Raw genomic sequence first — 16745 nt, forward strand, 5'->3', positions numbered from 1 at the left:
AACAGGAGGATCGGCATGGCACTTCTTCCCCCGGGCCAACGCGCCGTCGAAGGGTTCCCCCGCTTCGGTACGCATCTGCATCACCCGCCGCCGCCGGTTCCCGAGCACCCCGTGATCGAGGTCTGCGGGGCCGTGGTCGAGCCCGTCACCATCGCGCTCACCGAGCTGGCGCAGCTGCCCCGGCGCGAGCAGAAAGCCGACTTCCATTGCGTCGCAGGATGGTCGGCGACCGACCTGCTGTGGGAGGGCACACCGTTCCGCGACTTCTACCGCCTGGTGATCGAGCCGGCGCTCGCACCGGGTGCGACGATCACCCACCTCAGCTTCGAGGGCCTGGACGAGTTCCGCTCGGTCGTGCAGTTGGAAGACGCCCTCGCCGACGACGTCTTCCTCGCCGATCGCCTCGACGGCGAACCCCTCGACAGCGACCACGGCGCCCCGATCCGGCTGGTGAGCCCGAAGCAGTACGGGTTCGTCAACACAAAACACCTGTGCCGCATCGAAGTTCACACCGCCGCCCCGCCGGACCCGGACAAGTGGTCGCCGCTGGCCTCACACGCCAGGGCACGGGTGTGGGCCGAGGAACGGCACCGGTATCTGCCGGGGCGCGTGGTTCGCCCGGTGTATCACGCCCTGATCGGGCCGATTCGCCGGCTGAGCGCGCGGGGCAGCACGAACCGCTAGGTCAGCGACTTCTTCTGCACCTTGCCCATCGCATTGCGCGGCAGCGCGTCGACGAAGCGGATCTCGCGCGGCCGCTTGTGGGCCGAAAGCTGGTCGCCCACATGCGCGATCAGTTCGGTCGCGAGGTCGTCGGAGCCGGTGTCGCGGGCGACGACGAAGGCGACGATCCGCTGTCCGAGATCGTCGTCGGGCAGTCCGACCACCGCGACCTCGGCGACCGCCGGATGCCCGAGCAAGGCGGTCTCGATCTCCCCCGCGCCGATCCGGTACCCACCGGACTTGATGAGGTCGATGGACTCGCGGCCGACGATGCGGTGGAAACCGTCGGCGTCGATGACGGCCACATCACCGGTGCGGAACCAGCCGTCCTCGGTCCAGTCACGGGCCGTGGCGTCGGGGCGGCCGAGATAGCCGTCGAACAGCATCGGGCCGCGAACCTGCAGGCCGCCGATGCTCACGCCGTCGTGCGGAACGGGATTGCCCGCTTCGTCGCGCAGCCGGGTCTCGACGCCACGCACCGGCGTACCGACCCAGCCCGGCCTGCGTTCACCATCGGCCCTGGTCGACAGAGTGATCATGGTTTCGCTCATGCCGTACCGCTCCACCGGCGCGTGCAGGGTGAGTTCGGCGAGCTTCTCGAAGACCGGAACCGGCAGCGGCGCGCTGCCCGAAACCAGGAGCCGTGCCCGGCTCAATTCCTTGGCCGCTTCCGGCTTTTCGGCGATGCGTGACCATACCGTCGGCACCCCGAAGTACAGCGTTCCCTCGGCGGCGGCGTAGGCCTCGGGGGTCGGCTTGCCGGTGTGGATCAAACGGCTGCCGAAACGCAGGGGTCCAAGTAGGCCGAGGATCAGGCCGTGCACGTGGAACAGCGGAAGTCCGTGTACGAGTGTGTCTTTGCGCGTCCAGTTCCAGGCGTCGGCGAGCGCGTCGAGCCCGGCGGCGATGGCGCCCCGGCTGAGCATCACGCCCTTGGGGGCGCCGGTGGTGCCCGAGGTGTAGAGGATGAAGGCGATGGCCGCCGGGTCGGGCTCGGGGTAGGTGTGCCAGGACCGGGCGTGCAGGCGCACCGGAACCACCGGCAGATCGGCGTCCGCCGGCGCGGCTCCGAGCCAGGCCTGGGCACCGGAATCACGCAGGATGTGTTCACGCTCAGCGGTTCCCGCGTCGGGCGGGACGGGGACGACCGTCACCCCGGCGATCAGGCAGCCGACCACGGCGAGCACGGTCCGCAGGGTCGGCTCGGCCAGCACCGCGACCCGTTCGGCGCGCCCGATCCGTTCGGCGACCGAGGTGGCCGCACCCAGCAGATCACTGCGCGAGACGGTGGCATCATCGATGGTGACGGCATCGGGAAGGTCGTCCCCGGCAGCGACGGCGAGCGGATTCAACGAGGCGAGCAGCAGCGGCGGACCGTAGGACATCCGTCCACGCTAGCCCGGCGCGTTCCGACGGCACGCGGCACCGCCCGTTGACACCCCGACGACAGAATGAGACATTCAACCTACAACTCTCTCACCGACGAATTGGGGTCAACGATGACCAGCCTCGCGCATTCGCGGTCCAGCCACACCGGACCCGCGGACTTCGACATCCGGGATCACGTCGACGGCGCCGCCGTCTTCTTCGGCGCAACGGCGAATGTGATCATGCAGCTCAGTCTGGCCCCGGTCGGCTACGGCGTCGCGGAATCGCGCGTGCACAGCGGAAGCATCATGCTGCACCCCTTCAAGCGAACCAGGACCACCATCACCTATCTGTCGGTGGCGATGATGGGTACCGACGAGGACCGGGCCGCCTACCGCACCGCGATCAACGGCGCGCACCGGCACGTGCACTCCACGCCCGAGAGCCCGGTGAAGTACAACGCCTTCGACAAGAACCTGCAGATGTGGGTGGCCGCCTGCCTGTACTGGGGCTCGGTCGACCTGATGGAGCGCCTGCACGGCCCCATCGACGACGACACCGCCGACTCCTTCTACGAGTACGCCCACCGCTTCGGCACCACCCTGCAGGTGCCGCGCGAGATGTGGCCCGCCGACCGCGCGGCCTTCGAGGCGTACTGGACCGAGAACCTGGCCAAGACCACCGTCGACGACACCATCAAGGCCTATTTCGACGGCCTGCTCGACCTGCGGATGCTCTACCCACCCCTGCGCGTGGTCTTCGCCCGTTTCCATCGCTGGTTCACCACCGGCCTGCTCCCCGAGCACCTGCGCGACGAACTCGGACTCACCTGGACCGAGCGCGACGAACGCCGCCTTGCCCGCCTGCTGCGCACCACCGGCGCGGTCTGGGGCCGCATGCCACGCCCCATCCGCAGCTTCCCCTTCAACGCCACCCTCGCCGACATGCGGCGCAGGCGGCGCCGGGGCAAGCCGCTGATCTGAGGGCATCGCGAGCTGCCCGGTGCCGGGCAGCTCGCGCGGGCTCAGAGGTCGTCGGCGACGATCCGTTCGATATTGCGTTCGGCGAGCGCGGTGATGGTGACGAACGGGTTCACGCTGGTATTGCCGGGGATCAGGGCACCATCGATGACGTAGAGGCCCGGATACCCGTGCAGGCGGCCGTAGTTGTCGGTGGCCTCGTTCAGCACACACCCGCCGAGTGGGTGGTAGGTGAAGTCGTCACCCCAGGTCTTGGTGACACCGAACAGGTCGGTCCGGTAGATGGTGCCTTCCTTGGCATTGATCTTGTCGAAGATGCGTTTCGCCGCGTTGATCGACGACTGATTCCACGACTTCTGCCAGTTCAGGTTCACCTTTCCGGTGCCGGAGTCGAAGCTGAACGCCGCACGGTTCGGGTTCTTGGTGATCGCCAGGTACAGGCTCACGTAAGTCTCCAGGCCGGCCGGGAACGGCGCGACTTCGGCGAAGGCGGGCCCACCCGGGTCCGCCCAGTTGTCGATGCCGAGGCAGGGCATGGAGGACTGCAGGCTGCCGGTGCCGTCCCACATGTGGTTGGCGCGGCCGACCATCACATTGCCGTTGTTGCCCCATTTCTGACCGACCGCGCCCGGGAGGTCGGGCAGTTTGCCCGTCGCCCGCATCGCCACCAGCAATTTGCTCGTGCCGACGCTGCCCGCCGCGAAGAAGACCCGTTGGGCCGTCACGTTCTTGACGGCGACCGTCTGGCCGCTCGAATCGAGCTGGGCCATTTCCACCCGGTACCCGCCCGCGCCGGGCGTGACCGTGGTGACCTTGTGCAGCGGACTGATCCGCACCTTGCCGGTGGCGGCGGCCGCACCGAGGTAGGTGCGGTCGAGCGAGCGTTTGCCGTAGTTGTTGCCGTAGATCACCTCACCCGCCAGGGCCGAGCGGGTCGCCGTGCCCGCCTGCTCCTTTTTCATGTACTCGAAGTCGTAGACATTGGGTACGAAAGTCCAACCGAAACCGGATCTTTCGGCATGCTTGCGGCCCACGCGCGCGAATTGGTAGCACTCCGCCGATTCGAACCACGTCTTGTCGATGTGATTGACGCCGAGCGCGGTATTCGCGCGCGGGTAATAGGTGGAATACATTTCCTCGGCATTCACCGACGGCAGGATCGCGGCGAAATTCTCCCGTTTCGGCGTCACCGCCATCCCACCGTTCACCAGCGATCCGCCGCCGACCCCGCGCCCCTGGTACACCCGGATCCCGCCGAAGTCCTCGGAGTCGAGAACGCCTGTGTACCTGTCGATGTCCTTGTTGTACGAGCCGCCCATGAAGTACCCGACCGGCTGATCGGTGCGCTCGCGCAACCAGTACGACCGCCCGTCCGGTTTCAGCACCGGACAGAACACCCGCCCATCGGGGCCCGGCGCATCCCACGACATCCCCATCTCGACGATCGCCACGTCCACGCCCGCCTGCGCCAATCGCAACGCGGCGACGGCCCCGCCGTACCCGCTGCCGATCACCAATGCGGGAACCGTATCCCCGTCGGCCAGCGGTGCGGCGGAGGCGAGCGCCCGACTCCCCACGGTCGCCACCGCCAAAGTGACACCTGTTGCAGCTAGGAACCGCCGCCGCGTGAACCCTCCCGCGTATCGGGTTCGACCTGGGTTTTCATACAAGAATTCACGCACCGTGCGGCTCCTCATCGAGACTGCAAATGAGAACCTGTTATACCGAGCCACTCACCTGGGTGATCGCAGAACGCCGCACCCCGCCGTCACCTCGCCGACCGCTTCGCCACCGGAAACGTCATCGCTCCAGGTTCGCCGCTTACGGGACCGCCGTCCCGCGTTGAGGGGCATTGACCAACGCATGTTTCAGATGTAGGGGCATGGCTGGTCCCCTGAGCTGATCCGCCGGCTCAGAGTGGGGCTTGTTCGAACCAGGATGCGTAGGTCTCGTAGAAGGTGTGGCCGGGCCAGGAGACCTCGACGAGAATGTCGGCTGTGGCGCTGTGATCGCGTTCGCGCACCGCGAGGGTGAAGGGGGCGCCCGGGTCGCTCGGGCGGGCGACGGCAACGGCCGAATTTCGCGCTGGGTGGGTCCGGACGTCGTGGACGACGGTGTGGCGGGAGAAATAGTTCTCGACGTCGGCGGCGGACGGGTACGCGGTGAACCAGGTGATGACGCCGTCGGCGTCGGTGCACGAGATTTGGCGAAGGGGCGCGGGGTCGCCGGGGGCGACCACGAACGTGGACGTCGGCGAACAGGCGGCATCGCGCCAGCCACGACCGGCCGGATTCGAGGCGATCAAGCTCGGGAACGCCGAGGCGATCGAAGAGTGTTCGCCCCAGGTCGGCGGAGGTGGAATACGCTGCGGCCGAACGAATTTCCAGTAGACCGCGCCCGCACCGACAACGCCGACACCGGCGATCATCGCGAGTACGAGCAGACTCACCGCGAGCGCCCGCCATCGAGACGAGACGGCTTTGCCCGGAGCGTCGGTCGCGCGCGGACGCGTCGCGCGAGAACCCGGGTGAGCCGCGGCAACCGTTCGCAGGTCGGCTGGAGAGGTAGAAGCTCCGGCGGGAGCACTCGACGGTGCGGCGGAAGCACTCATGGCCGGGTAGCGCCGCGTTTCGCCGGGAGACAGCGCCGGTCCGGTGCGCTGCGGGGCGCCGATCAGCGCCGGAGCGACAGCCGTGCCGTCCGATGCCGCGGCCGCCGCCTGACCGAATTCGGCGCAACTGCCGAACCTTTCAGCCGGATCCTTGGCCATGGCACGGCCGATCACCGCGTCCAGGCCGGGCGCCAGACCGCCTACCCGGTCGGAGGCCCGTGGCACGGGCTTGGTCAGATGCGCGGCGACGACAGCACCGGGATTGTCTGCGGGGAAGGGGCTTTCGCCGGTGAGCAAGGTGTACAGGGAACAACCGAGCGAGTACTGATCGGATCGGTGATCCACAGTCGCACCGGACAATTGTTCGGGCGAGGCGTAGGCGAGGGTGGCGAGGAAGTCGCCGGTGCGGGTGAGCTGGCGGGCGTCGCCGCGCAGGCGGGCGATCCCGAAATCGGTGAGCAGCACGCGATCCCGGCCCCGGCCCGCCGAGAGCAGGATGTTGGCGGGTTTCACGTCCCGGTGCAGCACACCGCGCTCGTGGGCGTAGTCGAGTGCTTCGGCGGTCTGGGCGATGATGTCGACCGCGCGAACGGGGTCCAGCGGGCGACCACGGAACACCGAGGCATCGGTGCCGTCCACGTACTGCATGGAAATCCACATCAGCCCGTCTTCGACACCGCGATCGAGCACCGACACGATGCCGGGATGGTCGAGGCGGGCCGACACGTCGGCCTCGCGCTCGAACCGGGCCCGCACCTCCTGGTCCGAATACAGGTCGCGATTCAGCAGTTTCAGCGCGACCCGCCGCGGCAGGCGTGGATGTGCGGCCAGGTACACGGTGCCCATCCCACCGCGCCCGAGCACCCGCTCGATCCGATATCCGGCGAACACCGTGCCCGCGACCAAATCCACCCCGTGCATGTGTTGCGAGCCTTTCGATCCTGTTCGCGCCGAATCCGACTGTGCGGACACTAACCGATTCGCGCGCGAGACAGCATGCGGGGCAACCGGACCCGGACGTCTCAGGAGAGCCGGGCGGCCGCTTCGGCGATGCGTTCGTCGGTGGCGGTGAGGGCGATCCGGACGTGCTCCGGGGAGCGGGGTCCGTAGAAGTCGCCGGGGGCGGCGAGGATGCCGCGGTCGGCGAGCCAGTCGAGGGTGACCCGGCACGCTTCGCCGCGGGTGGCCCACAGGTAGAGGCCGGCCTCGGAGAAGTCGATGCGGAAACCGGCCTGCTCCAGGGCTTTTCGCAGGGTGTCGCGGCGGGCGCGGTACCGCTCGCGCTGCGCCGCCTCGTGGGCGTCGTCGGCGAGGGCGGCGGTCATGGCGGCCTGGATGGGGAAGGGCAGCATCATGCCGGAGTGTTTGCGCACCTCGAGCAGTTCGGCGACCAGTTCGGGGTCGCCGGCGACGAAACCGGCGCGGTAGCCGGCCAGGTTCGAGGTCTTCGACAGGGAGTGGATGGCCAGCAGGCCGGTGTGGTCGCCGTCGCAGACGCGCGGGTCGAGGATGGAGACCGCCTCGCCCTCCCAGACCAGGCCCAGGTAGCACTCGTCGGAGGCGACGACCGCGCCGCGTTCGCGGGCGAAGGCGACCACCTTGCGCAGGTGCTCGACGGGCAGCACCTTGCCGGTGGGGTTGGACGGGGAGTTCACGAAGATCAGCGCCGGGTTCTGCGGACCGATCTGGGTGAGGCCGTCGGCGCGCCACGGCTTCGCACCGGCCAGCAGGGCGCCCACTTCGTAAGTGGGGTAGGCGATCTCGGGGATGACGACGAGGTCGTCGGCGCCGATGCCGAGCAGGCGCGGCAGCCCGGCGATGAGCTCTTTGGTGCCGATCACCGGCAGCACGGCCGCCGGGTCGACACCGGTGATCCCGAACCGGCGCGCCAGCGCGGCGACAGCCGCGGCGCGCAGTTCAGGGGTGCCGTGCGTGGTCGGGTACCCGGGGACGGCCGCGACTGAGCCGAGTGCGGCCTGGATGAGCGGGTCGACCGGGTCGACCGGTGTACCCACCGACAGGTCGACCAGCCCGCCCGGATGCGCGGCGGCTTTCTGCTTGACCGCGGCGATGGTGTCCCACGGGAAGTCGGGCAGCAGGCTGCTCACCCGGCCACGGGTCGGCACCCCTGCGCTCATTCTTCGGCCATGGGGGGCAGCGCCTTGATGAAGGCCGGGTCGTAGTCGACCTTGCCCACCTTGGTCGCGCCGCCGGGCGACCCGAGTTCGTCGAAGAAGTCGACGTTGGCGTTGATGTAGCCGCTCCACTGGTCCGGAGTGTCGTCCTCGTAGAAGATCGCCTCCACGGGGCAGACCGGCTCACACGCACCACAGTCAACGCACTCGTCGGGTTGGATGTAGAGCATGCGGCCACCCTCGTAGATGCAATCCACGGGGCATTCCTCGATGCACGCCTTGTCCTTCACGTCAACGCACGGTTCAGCGATGATGTACGGCACTGCCGTTCTCCTAGTCTGTCCACAGCTGCGGGGGCCAACTCCGCCCCCCGAACCCTATCCCGAACTACACGCTACCCCCAGGTCAGCCTGCCCTAACTAGTTCATCGAACTTGCTCAGGCCCATGGGTCCACCACCGGCACTCCGGCCGCGACGAACGGAGAGCCGTCCCGGGTGGCGACAGACATTCCCGCCGCGGCGGCGATTGCCGCGATATAGCCGTCGGCCGCAGCGATCGCACATCCGCGTGTGCGAGCCGTCGCCATGAGCTCGGCGTACGCCGCCGATGCGGCCGGGTCGAAGGGCAGCACACGACCGGTGAACAGCGGCAACACCTTCGACTCCACCCGTTCCGCCAGCAATTCGCGACGGCGCCCCGCAGGCATGGCCGCGATGCCGAAGCGCAGTTCGGCGACAGTCACCGCCGAGAGGTAGAGGGTGTGCAGCTGCTGGGTATCGAGCCACTTGACGACTCGCGGATCGGGCGCGGCGCGCAGCGGCTCGGACACCACGTTGGTGTCGAGGACGATCATCCGAGCTCCAGCGGGGTGGCGGGAGTCCGGTCCCGTGCGGCGAGCTGGTCGACCTCGTCGTCGGTCAAGGTCGCTTCGCGACCGATGTCGGCGAGCAGTGAACCGATCTGCACCTGGGTGCCGGGAAATACCACGTCGATGAGGATCTGACGCACTTCGGCCTCGGTGCTGCGCCCGTGCTGCGCCGCGCGCACTCGCAGCGCTTCCCGGACGTCGTCCGGTAGATCGCGAACCGTCAATCTCGCCATCGCAACCTCCCGGCATGCAGTCATTGGCGCCAATGTGGTCGTTGGCGCCAACGATACTCTCCGTGCGCTCCGTTGACCAGGGTCAGCTCACCGTCAACGGGAGAGCGTGGGGCGTGTGGTCGACCGTTCCGTAGGTGGTGGTTCGCTCGCGGACCGGGCGGTCGATGCCCGCCGCGATCTCGGTGAGTTCGGCGACGGTCTTGGCCGAGCCGTGCTGGGAGCCCGCCATGCGGGAGATGGTTTCCTCCATCAGCGTTCCGCCGAGGTCGTTGGCGCCGCCCGAGAGCATCATCTGGGTGCCGACCGTGCCCAGCTTCACCCAGCTGGTCTGGATGTTGTGGATGCGGCCGTGCAGCATGATGCGCGCGAGGGCGTGGACGGCGCGGTTGTCGCGGTTGGTCGGGCCGGGACGCGCGGCGCCCGCCAGGTACAGCGGGGCACTCTGGTGGACGAACGGCAGCGGCACGAACTCGGTGAAACCGCCGGTGCGGTCCTGGATTTCGCGCAGCACCCGCAGGTGACCGACCCAGTGCTTCGGGTTGTCGACGTGCCCGTACATCATGGTCGAACTCGACGGGATGCCCAGTTCGTGAGCGGTGGTGATCACCTCGATCCAGGCCGAGGTCGGCAGCTTGCCCTTGGTGAGCACCCAGCGCACCTCGTCGTCGAGGATCTCGGCGGCGGTGCCGGGAATCGAGCCGAGCCCGGCCTCCTTCAGGGCCGCGAGCCAGTCGCGGATGCTCTGGCCACCACGGGAGGCGCCGTTGACGATCTCCATCGGACTGAAGGCGTGCACGTGCATCGACGGGACCCGGGCCTTGATGGCACGCACCAGGTCGGCGTACCCGGTGACGGGCAGCTCGGGGTCGATGCCGCCCTGCATGCAGATCTCCGTGGCGCCGTCCACGTGGGCTTCCCAGGCGCGGTCGGCCACCTCGTCGGTGCTCAGGGTGAAGGCGTCGGCGTCGCCCTTGCGCTGGGCGAACGCGCAGAACCGGCAGCCGGTGTAGCAGATGTTGGTGAAGTTGATATTGCGGTTCACCACATAGGTGACCTCGTCGCCGGACACCTCGCGCCGCAGCTGATCCGCAAGGGCCGCAACGGCATCCAGCGCCACACCGTCGGCGGTGGCGAGTGCGAGGTACTGGTCGTCGGTCAGCCCCGCCGGGTCGTTCTCGGCGGCACGCAGCGCGTCGAGCACCTCGGAATCGAGCCGTTCGGGTGCGGTGACGGCGAGGTCGCGGGCGTGTTCGCGAATGGTCTCCCAGTCGCCGAACGCGCCGACCACCTCCTGGCCGAGGCCGGAGTCGCTGCGGCTGTCGGTGATGCGGCCCTCGGAGTCGATGGCGGTGTTGAGGTCCACCCGGCCCGCCGAGTCCCACGACTCGTCGGGTTCCTGCCAGGCGAGCCCGACGGGCATCGCCTCGGACCTGGCCAGCCCGGTGGCCGGATCGGTGAGCGCCGCGACGTGCGCGCCGATGCGCGGATCGATCCACGGATGGCCCGCGCACACATACTTCGGATGCGCCGAGGTGCGTTCGGCGAGGGTGAACCCGGCCGCCTCGGTGATCTCGCGCAGCGTGTCGAGATTGGGCCAGGGACGTTCGGGGTTCACGTGGTCGACCGTCAACGGCGACACACCGCCCCAGTCGTCGATGCCCGCGTCGATCAGGGCGCGGCAGTCGCTGTGCGACACCAGGTTCGGCGGCGCCTGCACCGGGACATCCGGGCCGAGCAGCAGCCTGGTCACCGCGACCGTGGCGAGGAACTCGGCCACATCGGCATCGGGCGTGTCGCGCATGGCGGTGTCGGACTTGGCCCGGAAGTTCTGCACGATCACTTCCTGGATGTGCCCGAACTCGCGGTGCAGCTTGCGGATCGCCATGATCGAGTCGGCGCGTTCGGCGAGCGTCTCACCGATACCGACCAGGATGCCGGTGGTGTAGGGCACCGAGAGCCTGCCCGCGTCGGTGATGGCGCGCAACCGCACCGCCGGGTCCTTGTCGGGGCTGCCGAAATGGCAGGCGCCCTTCTCGGTGAACAGCCGGGTGGCGGTGGTCTCGAGCATCATGCCCATCGACTGGGCGACCGGCTTGAGCCGCGCGATCTCGTTCCAGCTCATCACGCCGGGGTTCAGGTGCGGCAGCAGCCCCGTCTCCTCGAGCACGAGGATCGACACCGCGCGCAGGTAGTCGAGGGTGGAGTCGTAGCCGCGTTCGTCGAGCCACTGTGCGGCCTCGGGCCAGCGGTCCTCGGGGCGGTCGCCCAGGGTGAACAGGGCTTCCTTGCAGCCGAGCGCCGCGCCTTGCCTGGCGATCTCGAGCACTTCGTCGGGTTCGAGGAACATCCCCTTGCCCTCGGCCCGCAGCTTGCCCGGCACGGTCACGAAGGTGCAGTAGTGACACTTGTCGCGACACAGGCGGGTGAGCGGGATGAACACATTGCGCGAGTAGGTGATGGTGCGTGGTCTGCCCGCGGATTCGAGCCCGGCGTCGCGGACCCGGGCGGCGCTGGCGCACAGATCGGCCAGGTCGTCGCCGGTGGCGTGCAGCAGGACGGTTGCCTCGTCGACGTTCAACGTGACGCCGTCGCGGGCCCGTCGCAGCGCCCGGCGCATGGCCGAGGCACTCGGCGGGTTCGGCGGAACGCTCGGCAGTGGAAGGTCGCTCACCCCGTCGATCATGCGCTACTTCTCTCCCGAACGTGTGGTGGGCTGGTCACGCCGCCCGTTGCGGGCGCGCGAGGGTCGTCTTCCTCGGCCACAACCTCGGCCGCGCGGGCACATATTCCCGAGCCGGGCGAACTCGTCGCACCCTCGTGCCACGATGTCAGCATGTCGTTGCCGCGTTCAACCATCCTCGCCAACCCGGCCTGGCGGCCCAGTCCCAAGGCGAAACTGCTGTGGGCGCTGGAGAACGCGGTCGGCATCGTGGTGCTCGCGGTGGCACTCGCGGTGTGGATATTCGTCGACGACCGGCGCGGCTGGCAGCTGGTCGCCGGGCTGGCGCTGGTCGCGCTCGCGGTGCTCGGGCTGGTCGTTGTTCCGCTGTGGCGGTTCGCGGTGCACCGGTGGGAGGTCACCGACGAGGCCGTGTACACGCGGGTGGGCTGGCTGGATCAGGAGTCCCGGGTGGCACCGATCTCGCGGGTGCAGACGGTGGACACCGAGCGCGGCCCGCTCGAGCGGATACTCGGGTTGGCCACGGTCACGGTCACCACGGCGTCGTCGGCCGGGGCGGTGAAGATCAGCGCGCTCGACCTGCCCGTCGCCGAGCAGACGGTGCTTCGGTTGACCGCCATCGCCGCCCAGCATCGCGGAGACGCCACATGAGCGAGACACCGTGGCAGCGGCTCGATCCGCGCATGCTGCTGGTGTATCCCGTCACCGAGATCGTGAAATACATTCCGGTCCTGCTCGGTTCGGTGATCGTCGGTACCACCAGCGGCAATCCGCTGTGGAGCCTGATCCCGGTGCTGCTCGTCGCCGCGTTCGGCGTATTGCGGTGGTTCACCACGACCTATCGCATCGACGCCGACCACGTGCAGTTGCGCACCGGGGTCGTCGGCCGCCGGACGCTGTCGGTGCCACGGCCCAGGATCCGCTCGGTGGACGTGGAAGCCGATCTGCTGCACCGGGTTCTGGGTCTTGCGGTGCTGACCATCGGCACCGGAACCGATACCGCCAAGGACGAGGAGTTCAAGCTCGACGCGCTCGACACGAGCCGGATTCCCACCTTGCGCACCGAATTGCTCTCGCACACCGGACGATCCGAACAACGGCCGACCGACGACGCCACGCCAGTCCACGAATCCGGTGTCGAGATCGGGCATTGGCGACCCGCGTGGGTTCGGTACGCGCCGTTGTCGCTGACGGGGCTGGCCATCGTCGCCCCGATCGCCGGGTTGGCGGCGCAGTACGGGGTGCTCGAGTGGATCGTGAAATCCGCTCCGGCACAGGAGATCGGGCACGACAGCGTCGCCGTGGTCGCTCTCGTGATCGCCGCGATGGTCGTCCTCACCCTGCTGCTGGTGAGCCTCGCCGCCTGCGGGCAGTACCTGGCCACGTGGTACGGACTGCGTGTGCTCGACAACGGTTCGACGCTGCACCTGCGACACGGGCTCTTCACCACCCGCCAGATCACCCTCGACCTCGCCCGCTTCCGTGGCGCCACGCTCAACGATCCGCTGCTGCTGCGTGCGGCCCGCGCCGCCCAGCTGGAAATGATCATGACCGGGGAGAATCCGCGTCAGAAGGTGCTCCCCCAGGCGCCGCGCGCGGCCGTCGAACGCACCCTCGACGAACTCCTGCGCACTCATCGACGACCACAGCTCACCAAGCCCGACCCTGCTGTGTCGCAAGGCATTTCCGGCACCATGCTGGGAACTGTCGACTTGATCTCGCACGGTCGCGCGGCGCATCGGCGTCGGTATGTCAGGGCGGCCTGGCCGGTCGGCATCTTGCTGGTCGCCATGATCGTGCTCGCACTGGTCGAAGGCCCACTACCTGTGTGGATCTGGGTCGTGCCCGTGGTGTTCGCCGGGCTGATGGCGGCGCTCGCCGAGGACAGGTACCGCAGCCTCGGTCACCGCGTCCTCCCCGCCGACACCGGCCCCACCTGGCTCATCACCCGCCGCGGCAGCCTCGACCGCAATCGCGACTGCCTCGAAGCCCCAGGCATCATCGGCTGGACCATCCGCCAGACCTTCTGGCAGCGCCGCTCAGGCCTGGCCACGGTGGTCGCCGCGACGGCCGCGGGCAAGAAGGCGTACTCGGTGGTCGACATTCCCTACGACGACGCGGTCGCCCTGATCGACGCCGTCACCCCCGGGCTGCAAGGGAATCGCTGAAACAGTGACACTGCAGCGGCCGAGAACCTGAGCGCTTCGCTGCAAACGCGCCGCTGAACACTCGAGACACCGGCAACGGCCGGAAGTCGGAGGACTTCCGGCCGCGCGGTGATGTCGTGCAATGCGCCCGTTGCGTCAGACGCCCACCGCCTCCGGCGCCGAATCAGTCTCGGCCTCAGGCTTTTTCACGTCCCGCATCAGCACCACCGCGAGTACCGCGGCAGCGATCGAGGCGAGCGCGCCCACACCGAAGGTGACCTGCATGGCGGTGCAGAAGGCGTCGCGAGCCACTCCGATCAGCCCGGTGTCGCCCGTGCCGAGAGCGCCCGCGATGGACTCCTTCGCCGCGTCCGGCGCGGAGTCCGGCATGGCGCCGGCGAAGGTGCCCGCCAGGATGGCGCCGAGCACCGCGACACCGAGCGCGGCGCCCGCCTGCTGGATGGTGTCGTTGAGCGCCGAACCCACACCCGCGTGGTCCTCGGGAACCGCACTCATCAGCGCGCCGATCGCGGCGGGCATGGCCAGACCGCCACCGGCGCCGAGCAGCGCCATCGCCACGGCGGGCAGGGTGAAGCTCGCCCCGGCGTCGAGGGTGGCGAGGACCGCGAAACCGGCGGCGACCACCACGAGTCCGGCGATGGTGACGATCCGCGCTCCCAGCTTGCCGACCAGCACCGCGCCGATCCCGTTGGCGAGCAGCAGCGTCACCGCCATCGGCGTGAAGGCGAGCGCGGTGCGCATCGGGGTGTAGCCGAGCACGAACTGCAGGTACTGGGTGAGCACGAGCACGAGCCCGCCGTTGGCGAAGGTCACCAGCACCAGCGAGAAGCTCGACCCGGTGAAGGTGCGGTCGCGGAACAAGTGCAGCGGAACCATCGGGCAGTCGGTGCGCATCTCACGGACGACGAAGGCGGCGAGGGCAACGACCGTCACCGCGAAACCGGCGAGCACACCGGAATCGGTCCAGCCCGCGTGCGGCACCGAGATGATCGTCCAGACCAGCGCCGTCATGCCGACGATGGAGGTGAGCATGCCGGGGAAATCGGGCGTGCGCCATGGCCCCTTCGATTCGGGCATGAGCACGAGCGCGGCAACGAGAGCGACCACGACGATCGGCACGTTCATGACGAAAACCGAACCCCACCAGAAGTGTTCGAGCAGCACGCCGCCGACCACGGGGCCGCCCACCAGACCGACGGTCGCGACCGCACTCCACGCGCCGATCGCCTTGGGCCGTTCGTCGTCGTCGAAGACGGTGATCAGGATCGACAGCGTGCTCGGCATGATGAGCACCCCGCCGATGCCCATCAGCGCGCGCCCGGCGATCAGCAGTTCCGGACTGCCCGCGTAGGCCGCGAGCAGGGAGGCCGCGCCGAAGATCACCAGTCCGATGATCATCACCAGCTTGCGGCCGAACCGGTCGGAGAGGCTGCCGGAGGTGAGCAGCAGGCCCGCGAAGACCAGCAGGTAGGCGTCGATGATCCATTGGATCTGCTGGGCGCTCGCGCCGAGGTCGGTGGCGATCTGCGGGATCGCGACCGTGAGCACCATGTTGTCCACGACCAGCACCAGGCTGCTGAGGCACAGCACGATCAGGATCAGCCACCGGCGCGGATCGCGCACCTTCGTGAGCGTTGACATCTTTGCTCCCCTTTCCGAAGCTCTCCGCACACTGTGCGGTCGTTGCGAACACTGTACGGATGGGAGATCGATGTGCGCAAGAGGAACGTTGTACGGCAACCGAACACTGTTCATGAACCGGCTATGCTGAACGAGACCCGCCACAGAAGAGGAGGCAGCGATGGCAGCGAGCCCGACCGGGATCCCGTCGGTGTGGACCAGGCCGCCCCGCGAACGCCGCGACCAACCCGCGCTGAGCCGCGACCAGATCGTGGCGGAGGCGATCCGCCTGCTCGACGAGGAGGGTTTCGATGCCCTGAGCATGCGCAAACTCGGCGCCCGGCTCGGCGCGGGCGCCACCTCGCTCTACACCCACGTCGCCAACAAGGACGAGCTACTGGAACTGGTCGTCGACCAGGTGATCGGCGAGGTTCCCGTCCCCGCCCCCGACGGCGACCGCTGGCGAGAGGTGATGCACGAACAAGCCGCCGGAGTGCGCAAGACGCTGCTCGCGCACCCGTGGATCACCGTCGTGCTCAGCACCGCCGCGCTGATGTACCTCGGCCCCAACATGATGCGACTCACCGACTCGATGATCGCGATCCTCGACGCCGCTGGCCTGCCCGACGACGTGGTCGACATCGCGGGCAACGCCGTCTTCCAGTTCGTCGTCGGCTCCTGCGGCGGCGAGGCCGCCATGCTGATGACGATCGCGCAGAGCGGCCTATCCAGCGAACAGTGGGCCACCCAGGTGCTGGCCGCCAGCGAGGCCGCCGCCCGCCCGTTCCCCCGCCTGCACCAGCGCTACACCGACCAGCTCGCACGGTTGCGGGACAAGCCCGATCCGGCCGTCTTCGACAAGTTCACCCGCGAACTGGACCTCATCCTCGACGGGATCGAGACCCGTCGAGGGTGATCAGCCCGCTCGGCGGGCGCGGGGCGAATTCGCCCGGGAATACAGGTAACCCATGGGCGCGAGCACCCCGCAGGCCAGCAACAGCAGGGTGCGACCGTCGTTGCCGAGCATCACGTCACCACCCGGACCCCGGGAAGCGCACAGCAGAAAACCGAAGAGCCACAACACGATCGGCGCGAAGACGAAACCGAGCCGATCGGTGACGCTCGCCATCCCGTACACCAGACCGACATTCACCACTCCGGCCACCAACGCCGCGATCGGCAGCGGCACCGACCCGATGTACAGCGGCAGGAACAGCACCTCGAGCGCGAGGGTGATGAGCGCGTCGACCATGAGCAACACGACGATGAGCCCGGCGACGAGGGGATCGGGCGGTGCGGGCAGACGCACGCCACGGCGCGCGCTGGACTGGTCGGAGGTCACCATGCGGGCGAGTCTA

15 protein-coding genes are annotated in these 16745 nt (G+C 68.6%); 5 read left to right on the forward strand and 10 right to left on the reverse strand.

From position 1 onward, the window contains the following. The first annotated feature begins 15 nt into the window (after window positions 1-15). Window positions 16-684 (forward strand): molybdopterin-dependent oxidoreductase, encoded by a 669-nt coding sequence (locus AB0I19_RS27065; RefSeq protein WP_357152384.1) that lies wholly within the window; start codon window positions 16-18, stop codon window positions 682-684. Here AB0I19_RS27065 and AB0I19_RS27070 read toward each other — a convergent pair. Beyond that, complete coding sequence (locus AB0I19_RS27070) at window positions 681-2108, reverse strand: acyl-CoA synthetase (protein WP_357152387.1); 1428 nt, start codon at window positions 2106-2108, stop codon at window positions 681-683. The two genes, AB0I19_RS27065 and AB0I19_RS27070, sit on opposite strands and share 4 nt — an antisense overlap. A gap of 114 nt (window positions 2109-2222) precedes the next feature. Between AB0I19_RS27070 and AB0I19_RS27075 the strand changes: the two genes are divergently transcribed. Beyond that, window positions 2223-3074 (forward strand): oxygenase MpaB family protein, encoded by an 852-nt coding sequence (locus tag AB0I19_RS27075; RefSeq protein ID WP_357152389.1) that lies wholly within the window; start codon window positions 2223-2225, stop codon window positions 3072-3074. Window positions 3075-3115: 41 nt separating this feature from the next. Here the strand turns inward: AB0I19_RS27075 and AB0I19_RS27080 are convergent, their stop codons facing one another. From AB0I19_RS27080 to AB0I19_RS27110, 7 genes are all read right to left on the reverse strand, one after another. Then, entirely contained in the window at window positions 3116-4768 is a 1653-nt protein-coding gene (locus AB0I19_RS27080) for a GMC oxidoreductase (protein ID WP_357152391.1), read from the reverse strand. A gap of 215 nt (window positions 4769-4983) precedes the next feature. Beyond that, window positions 4984-6603, reverse strand: coding sequence for a serine/threonine-protein kinase (locus tag AB0I19_RS27085; RefSeq protein WP_357152393.1), 1620 nt, complete (start codon window positions 6601-6603; stop codon window positions 4984-4986). A gap of 101 nt (window positions 6604-6704) precedes the next feature. Further along, entirely contained in the window at window positions 6705-7820 is a 1116-nt protein-coding gene (dapC, locus tag AB0I19_RS27090) for a succinyldiaminopimelate transaminase (protein WP_067637739.1), read from the reverse strand. Further along, on the reverse strand, window positions 7817-8140 hold the full coding sequence (fdxA, locus tag AB0I19_RS27095; RefSeq protein ID WP_022566345.1) for a ferredoxin: 324 nt from the start codon (window positions 8138-8140) through the stop codon (window positions 7817-7819). The genes dapC and fdxA overlap by 4 nt, the downstream gene beginning before the upstream one ends. A gap of 114 nt (window positions 8141-8254) precedes the next feature. Next, the gene (locus AB0I19_RS27100) at window positions 8255-8671 is read right to left on the reverse strand and encodes a type II toxin-antitoxin system VapC family toxin (protein ID WP_357152395.1); all 417 of its coding nucleotides are present in this window, start codon (window positions 8669-8671) and stop codon (window positions 8255-8257) included. Beyond that, window positions 8668-8919, reverse strand: a complete 252-nt coding sequence (locus AB0I19_RS27105; RefSeq protein ID WP_357152398.1) for an Arc family DNA-binding protein — start codon at window positions 8917-8919, stop codon at window positions 8668-8670. The genes AB0I19_RS27100 and AB0I19_RS27105 overlap by 4 nt, the downstream gene beginning before the upstream one ends. Window positions 8920-9001: 82 nt before the next feature. Beyond that, the gene (locus tag AB0I19_RS27110; protein WP_357152401.1) at window positions 9002-11602 is read right to left on the reverse strand and encodes a bifunctional FO biosynthesis protein CofGH; all 2601 of its coding nucleotides are present in this window, start codon (window positions 11600-11602) and stop codon (window positions 9002-9004) included. Between the two features lie 150 nt (window positions 11603-11752). Between AB0I19_RS27110 and AB0I19_RS27115 the strand changes: the two genes are divergently transcribed. Both AB0I19_RS27115 and AB0I19_RS27120 read left to right on the forward strand, forming a co-directional pair. Continuing rightward, the gene (locus AB0I19_RS27115) at window positions 11753-12250 is read left to right on the forward strand and encodes a PH domain-containing protein (protein ID WP_357152405.1); all 498 of its coding nucleotides are present in this window, start codon (window positions 11753-11755) and stop codon (window positions 12248-12250) included. After that, entirely contained in the window at window positions 12247-13767 is a 1521-nt protein-coding gene (locus tag AB0I19_RS27120) for a PH domain-containing protein (protein WP_357152408.1), read from the forward strand. The genes AB0I19_RS27115 and AB0I19_RS27120 overlap by 4 nt, the downstream gene beginning before the upstream one ends. Before the next feature lie 135 nt (window positions 13768-13902). On the opposite strand, the gene AB0I19_RS27125 is transcribed toward AB0I19_RS27120, so the two are convergent. After that, window positions 13903-15408: an MFS transporter gene (locus AB0I19_RS27125; protein ID WP_357152411.1), complete on the reverse strand. Its 1506-nt coding sequence runs from the start codon at window positions 15406-15408 to the stop codon at window positions 13903-13905. 160 nt (window positions 15409-15568) lie between these two features. Here AB0I19_RS27125 and AB0I19_RS27130 point away from each other — a divergent pair, with 160 nt between their 5' ends. After that, window positions 15569-16303 carry a TetR/AcrR family transcriptional regulator C-terminal domain-containing protein gene (locus AB0I19_RS27130; protein ID WP_067637748.1) on the forward strand — a complete coding sequence of 245 codons (735 nt, stop codon included), beginning with the start codon at window positions 15569-15571 and terminating at the stop codon, window positions 16301-16303. Here AB0I19_RS27130 and AB0I19_RS27135 read toward each other — a convergent pair whose 3' ends face one another. Next, window positions 16304-16732 carry a hypothetical protein gene (locus AB0I19_RS27135; protein WP_357152413.1) on the reverse strand — a complete coding sequence of 143 codons (429 nt, stop codon included), beginning with the start codon at window positions 16730-16732 and terminating at the stop codon, window positions 16304-16306. It lies immediately after the preceding gene. Window positions 16733-16745: the final 13 nt, after the last annotated feature.

Source organism: Nocardia sp. NPDC050413 (assembly GCF_040655475.1).
GTDB classification, from domain to species: Bacteria; Actinomycetota; Actinomycetes; order Mycobacteriales; family Mycobacteriaceae; genus Nocardia; species Nocardia coubleae.

What these genes read in the sequence shown, in the direction of transcription:
- AB0I19_RS27065 (WP_357152384.1), top strand. Translation starts at nt 16, where the DNA reads ATGGCACTTCTTCCCCCGGGCCAACGCGCCGTCGAAGGGTTCCCCCGC.
- AB0I19_RS27070 (WP_357152387.1), bottom strand. Translation starts at nt 2,108, where the DNA reads ATGTCCTACGGTCCGCCGCTGCTGCTCGCCTCGTTGAATCCGCTCGCC.
- AB0I19_RS27075 (WP_357152389.1), top strand. Translation starts at nt 2,223, where the DNA reads ATGACCAGCCTCGCGCATTCGCGGTCCAGCCACACCGGACCCGCGGAC.
- AB0I19_RS27080 (WP_357152391.1), bottom strand. Translation starts at nt 4,768, where the DNA reads ATGAGGAGCCGCACGGTGCGTGAATTCTTGTATGAAAACCCAGGTCGA.
- AB0I19_RS27085 (WP_357152393.1), bottom strand. Translation starts at nt 6,603, where the DNA reads ATGCACGGGGTGGATTTGGTCGCGGGCACGGTGTTCGCCGGATATCGG.
- dapC (WP_067637739.1), bottom strand. Translation starts at nt 7,820, where the DNA reads ATGAGCGCAGGGGTGCCGACCCGTGGCCGGGTGAGCAGCCTGCTGCCC.
- AB0I19_RS27100 (WP_357152395.1), bottom strand. Translation starts at nt 8,671, where the DNA reads ATGATCGTCCTCGACACCAACGTGGTGTCCGAGCCGCTGCGCGCCGCG.
- AB0I19_RS27105 (WP_357152398.1), bottom strand. Translation starts at nt 8,919, where the DNA reads ATGGCGAGATTGACGGTTCGCGATCTACCGGACGACGTCCGGGAAGCG.
- AB0I19_RS27110 (WP_357152401.1), bottom strand. Translation starts at nt 11,602, where the DNA reads ATGATCGACGGGGTGAGCGACCTTCCACTGCCGAGCGTTCCGCCGAAC.
- AB0I19_RS27115 (WP_357152405.1), top strand. Translation starts at nt 11,753, where the DNA reads ATGTCGTTGCCGCGTTCAACCATCCTCGCCAACCCGGCCTGGCGGCCC.
- AB0I19_RS27120 (WP_357152408.1), top strand. Translation starts at nt 12,247, where the DNA reads ATGAGCGAGACACCGTGGCAGCGGCTCGATCCGCGCATGCTGCTGGTG.
- AB0I19_RS27125 (WP_357152411.1), bottom strand. Translation starts at nt 15,408, where the DNA reads ATGTCAACGCTCACGAAGGTGCGCGATCCGCGCCGGTGGCTGATCCTG.
- AB0I19_RS27130 (WP_067637748.1), top strand. Translation starts at nt 15,569, where the DNA reads ATGGCAGCGAGCCCGACCGGGATCCCGTCGGTGTGGACCAGGCCGCCC.
- AB0I19_RS27135 (WP_357152413.1), bottom strand. Translation starts at nt 16,732, where the DNA reads ATGGTGACCTCCGACCAGTCCAGCGCGCGCCGTGGCGTGCGTCTGCCC.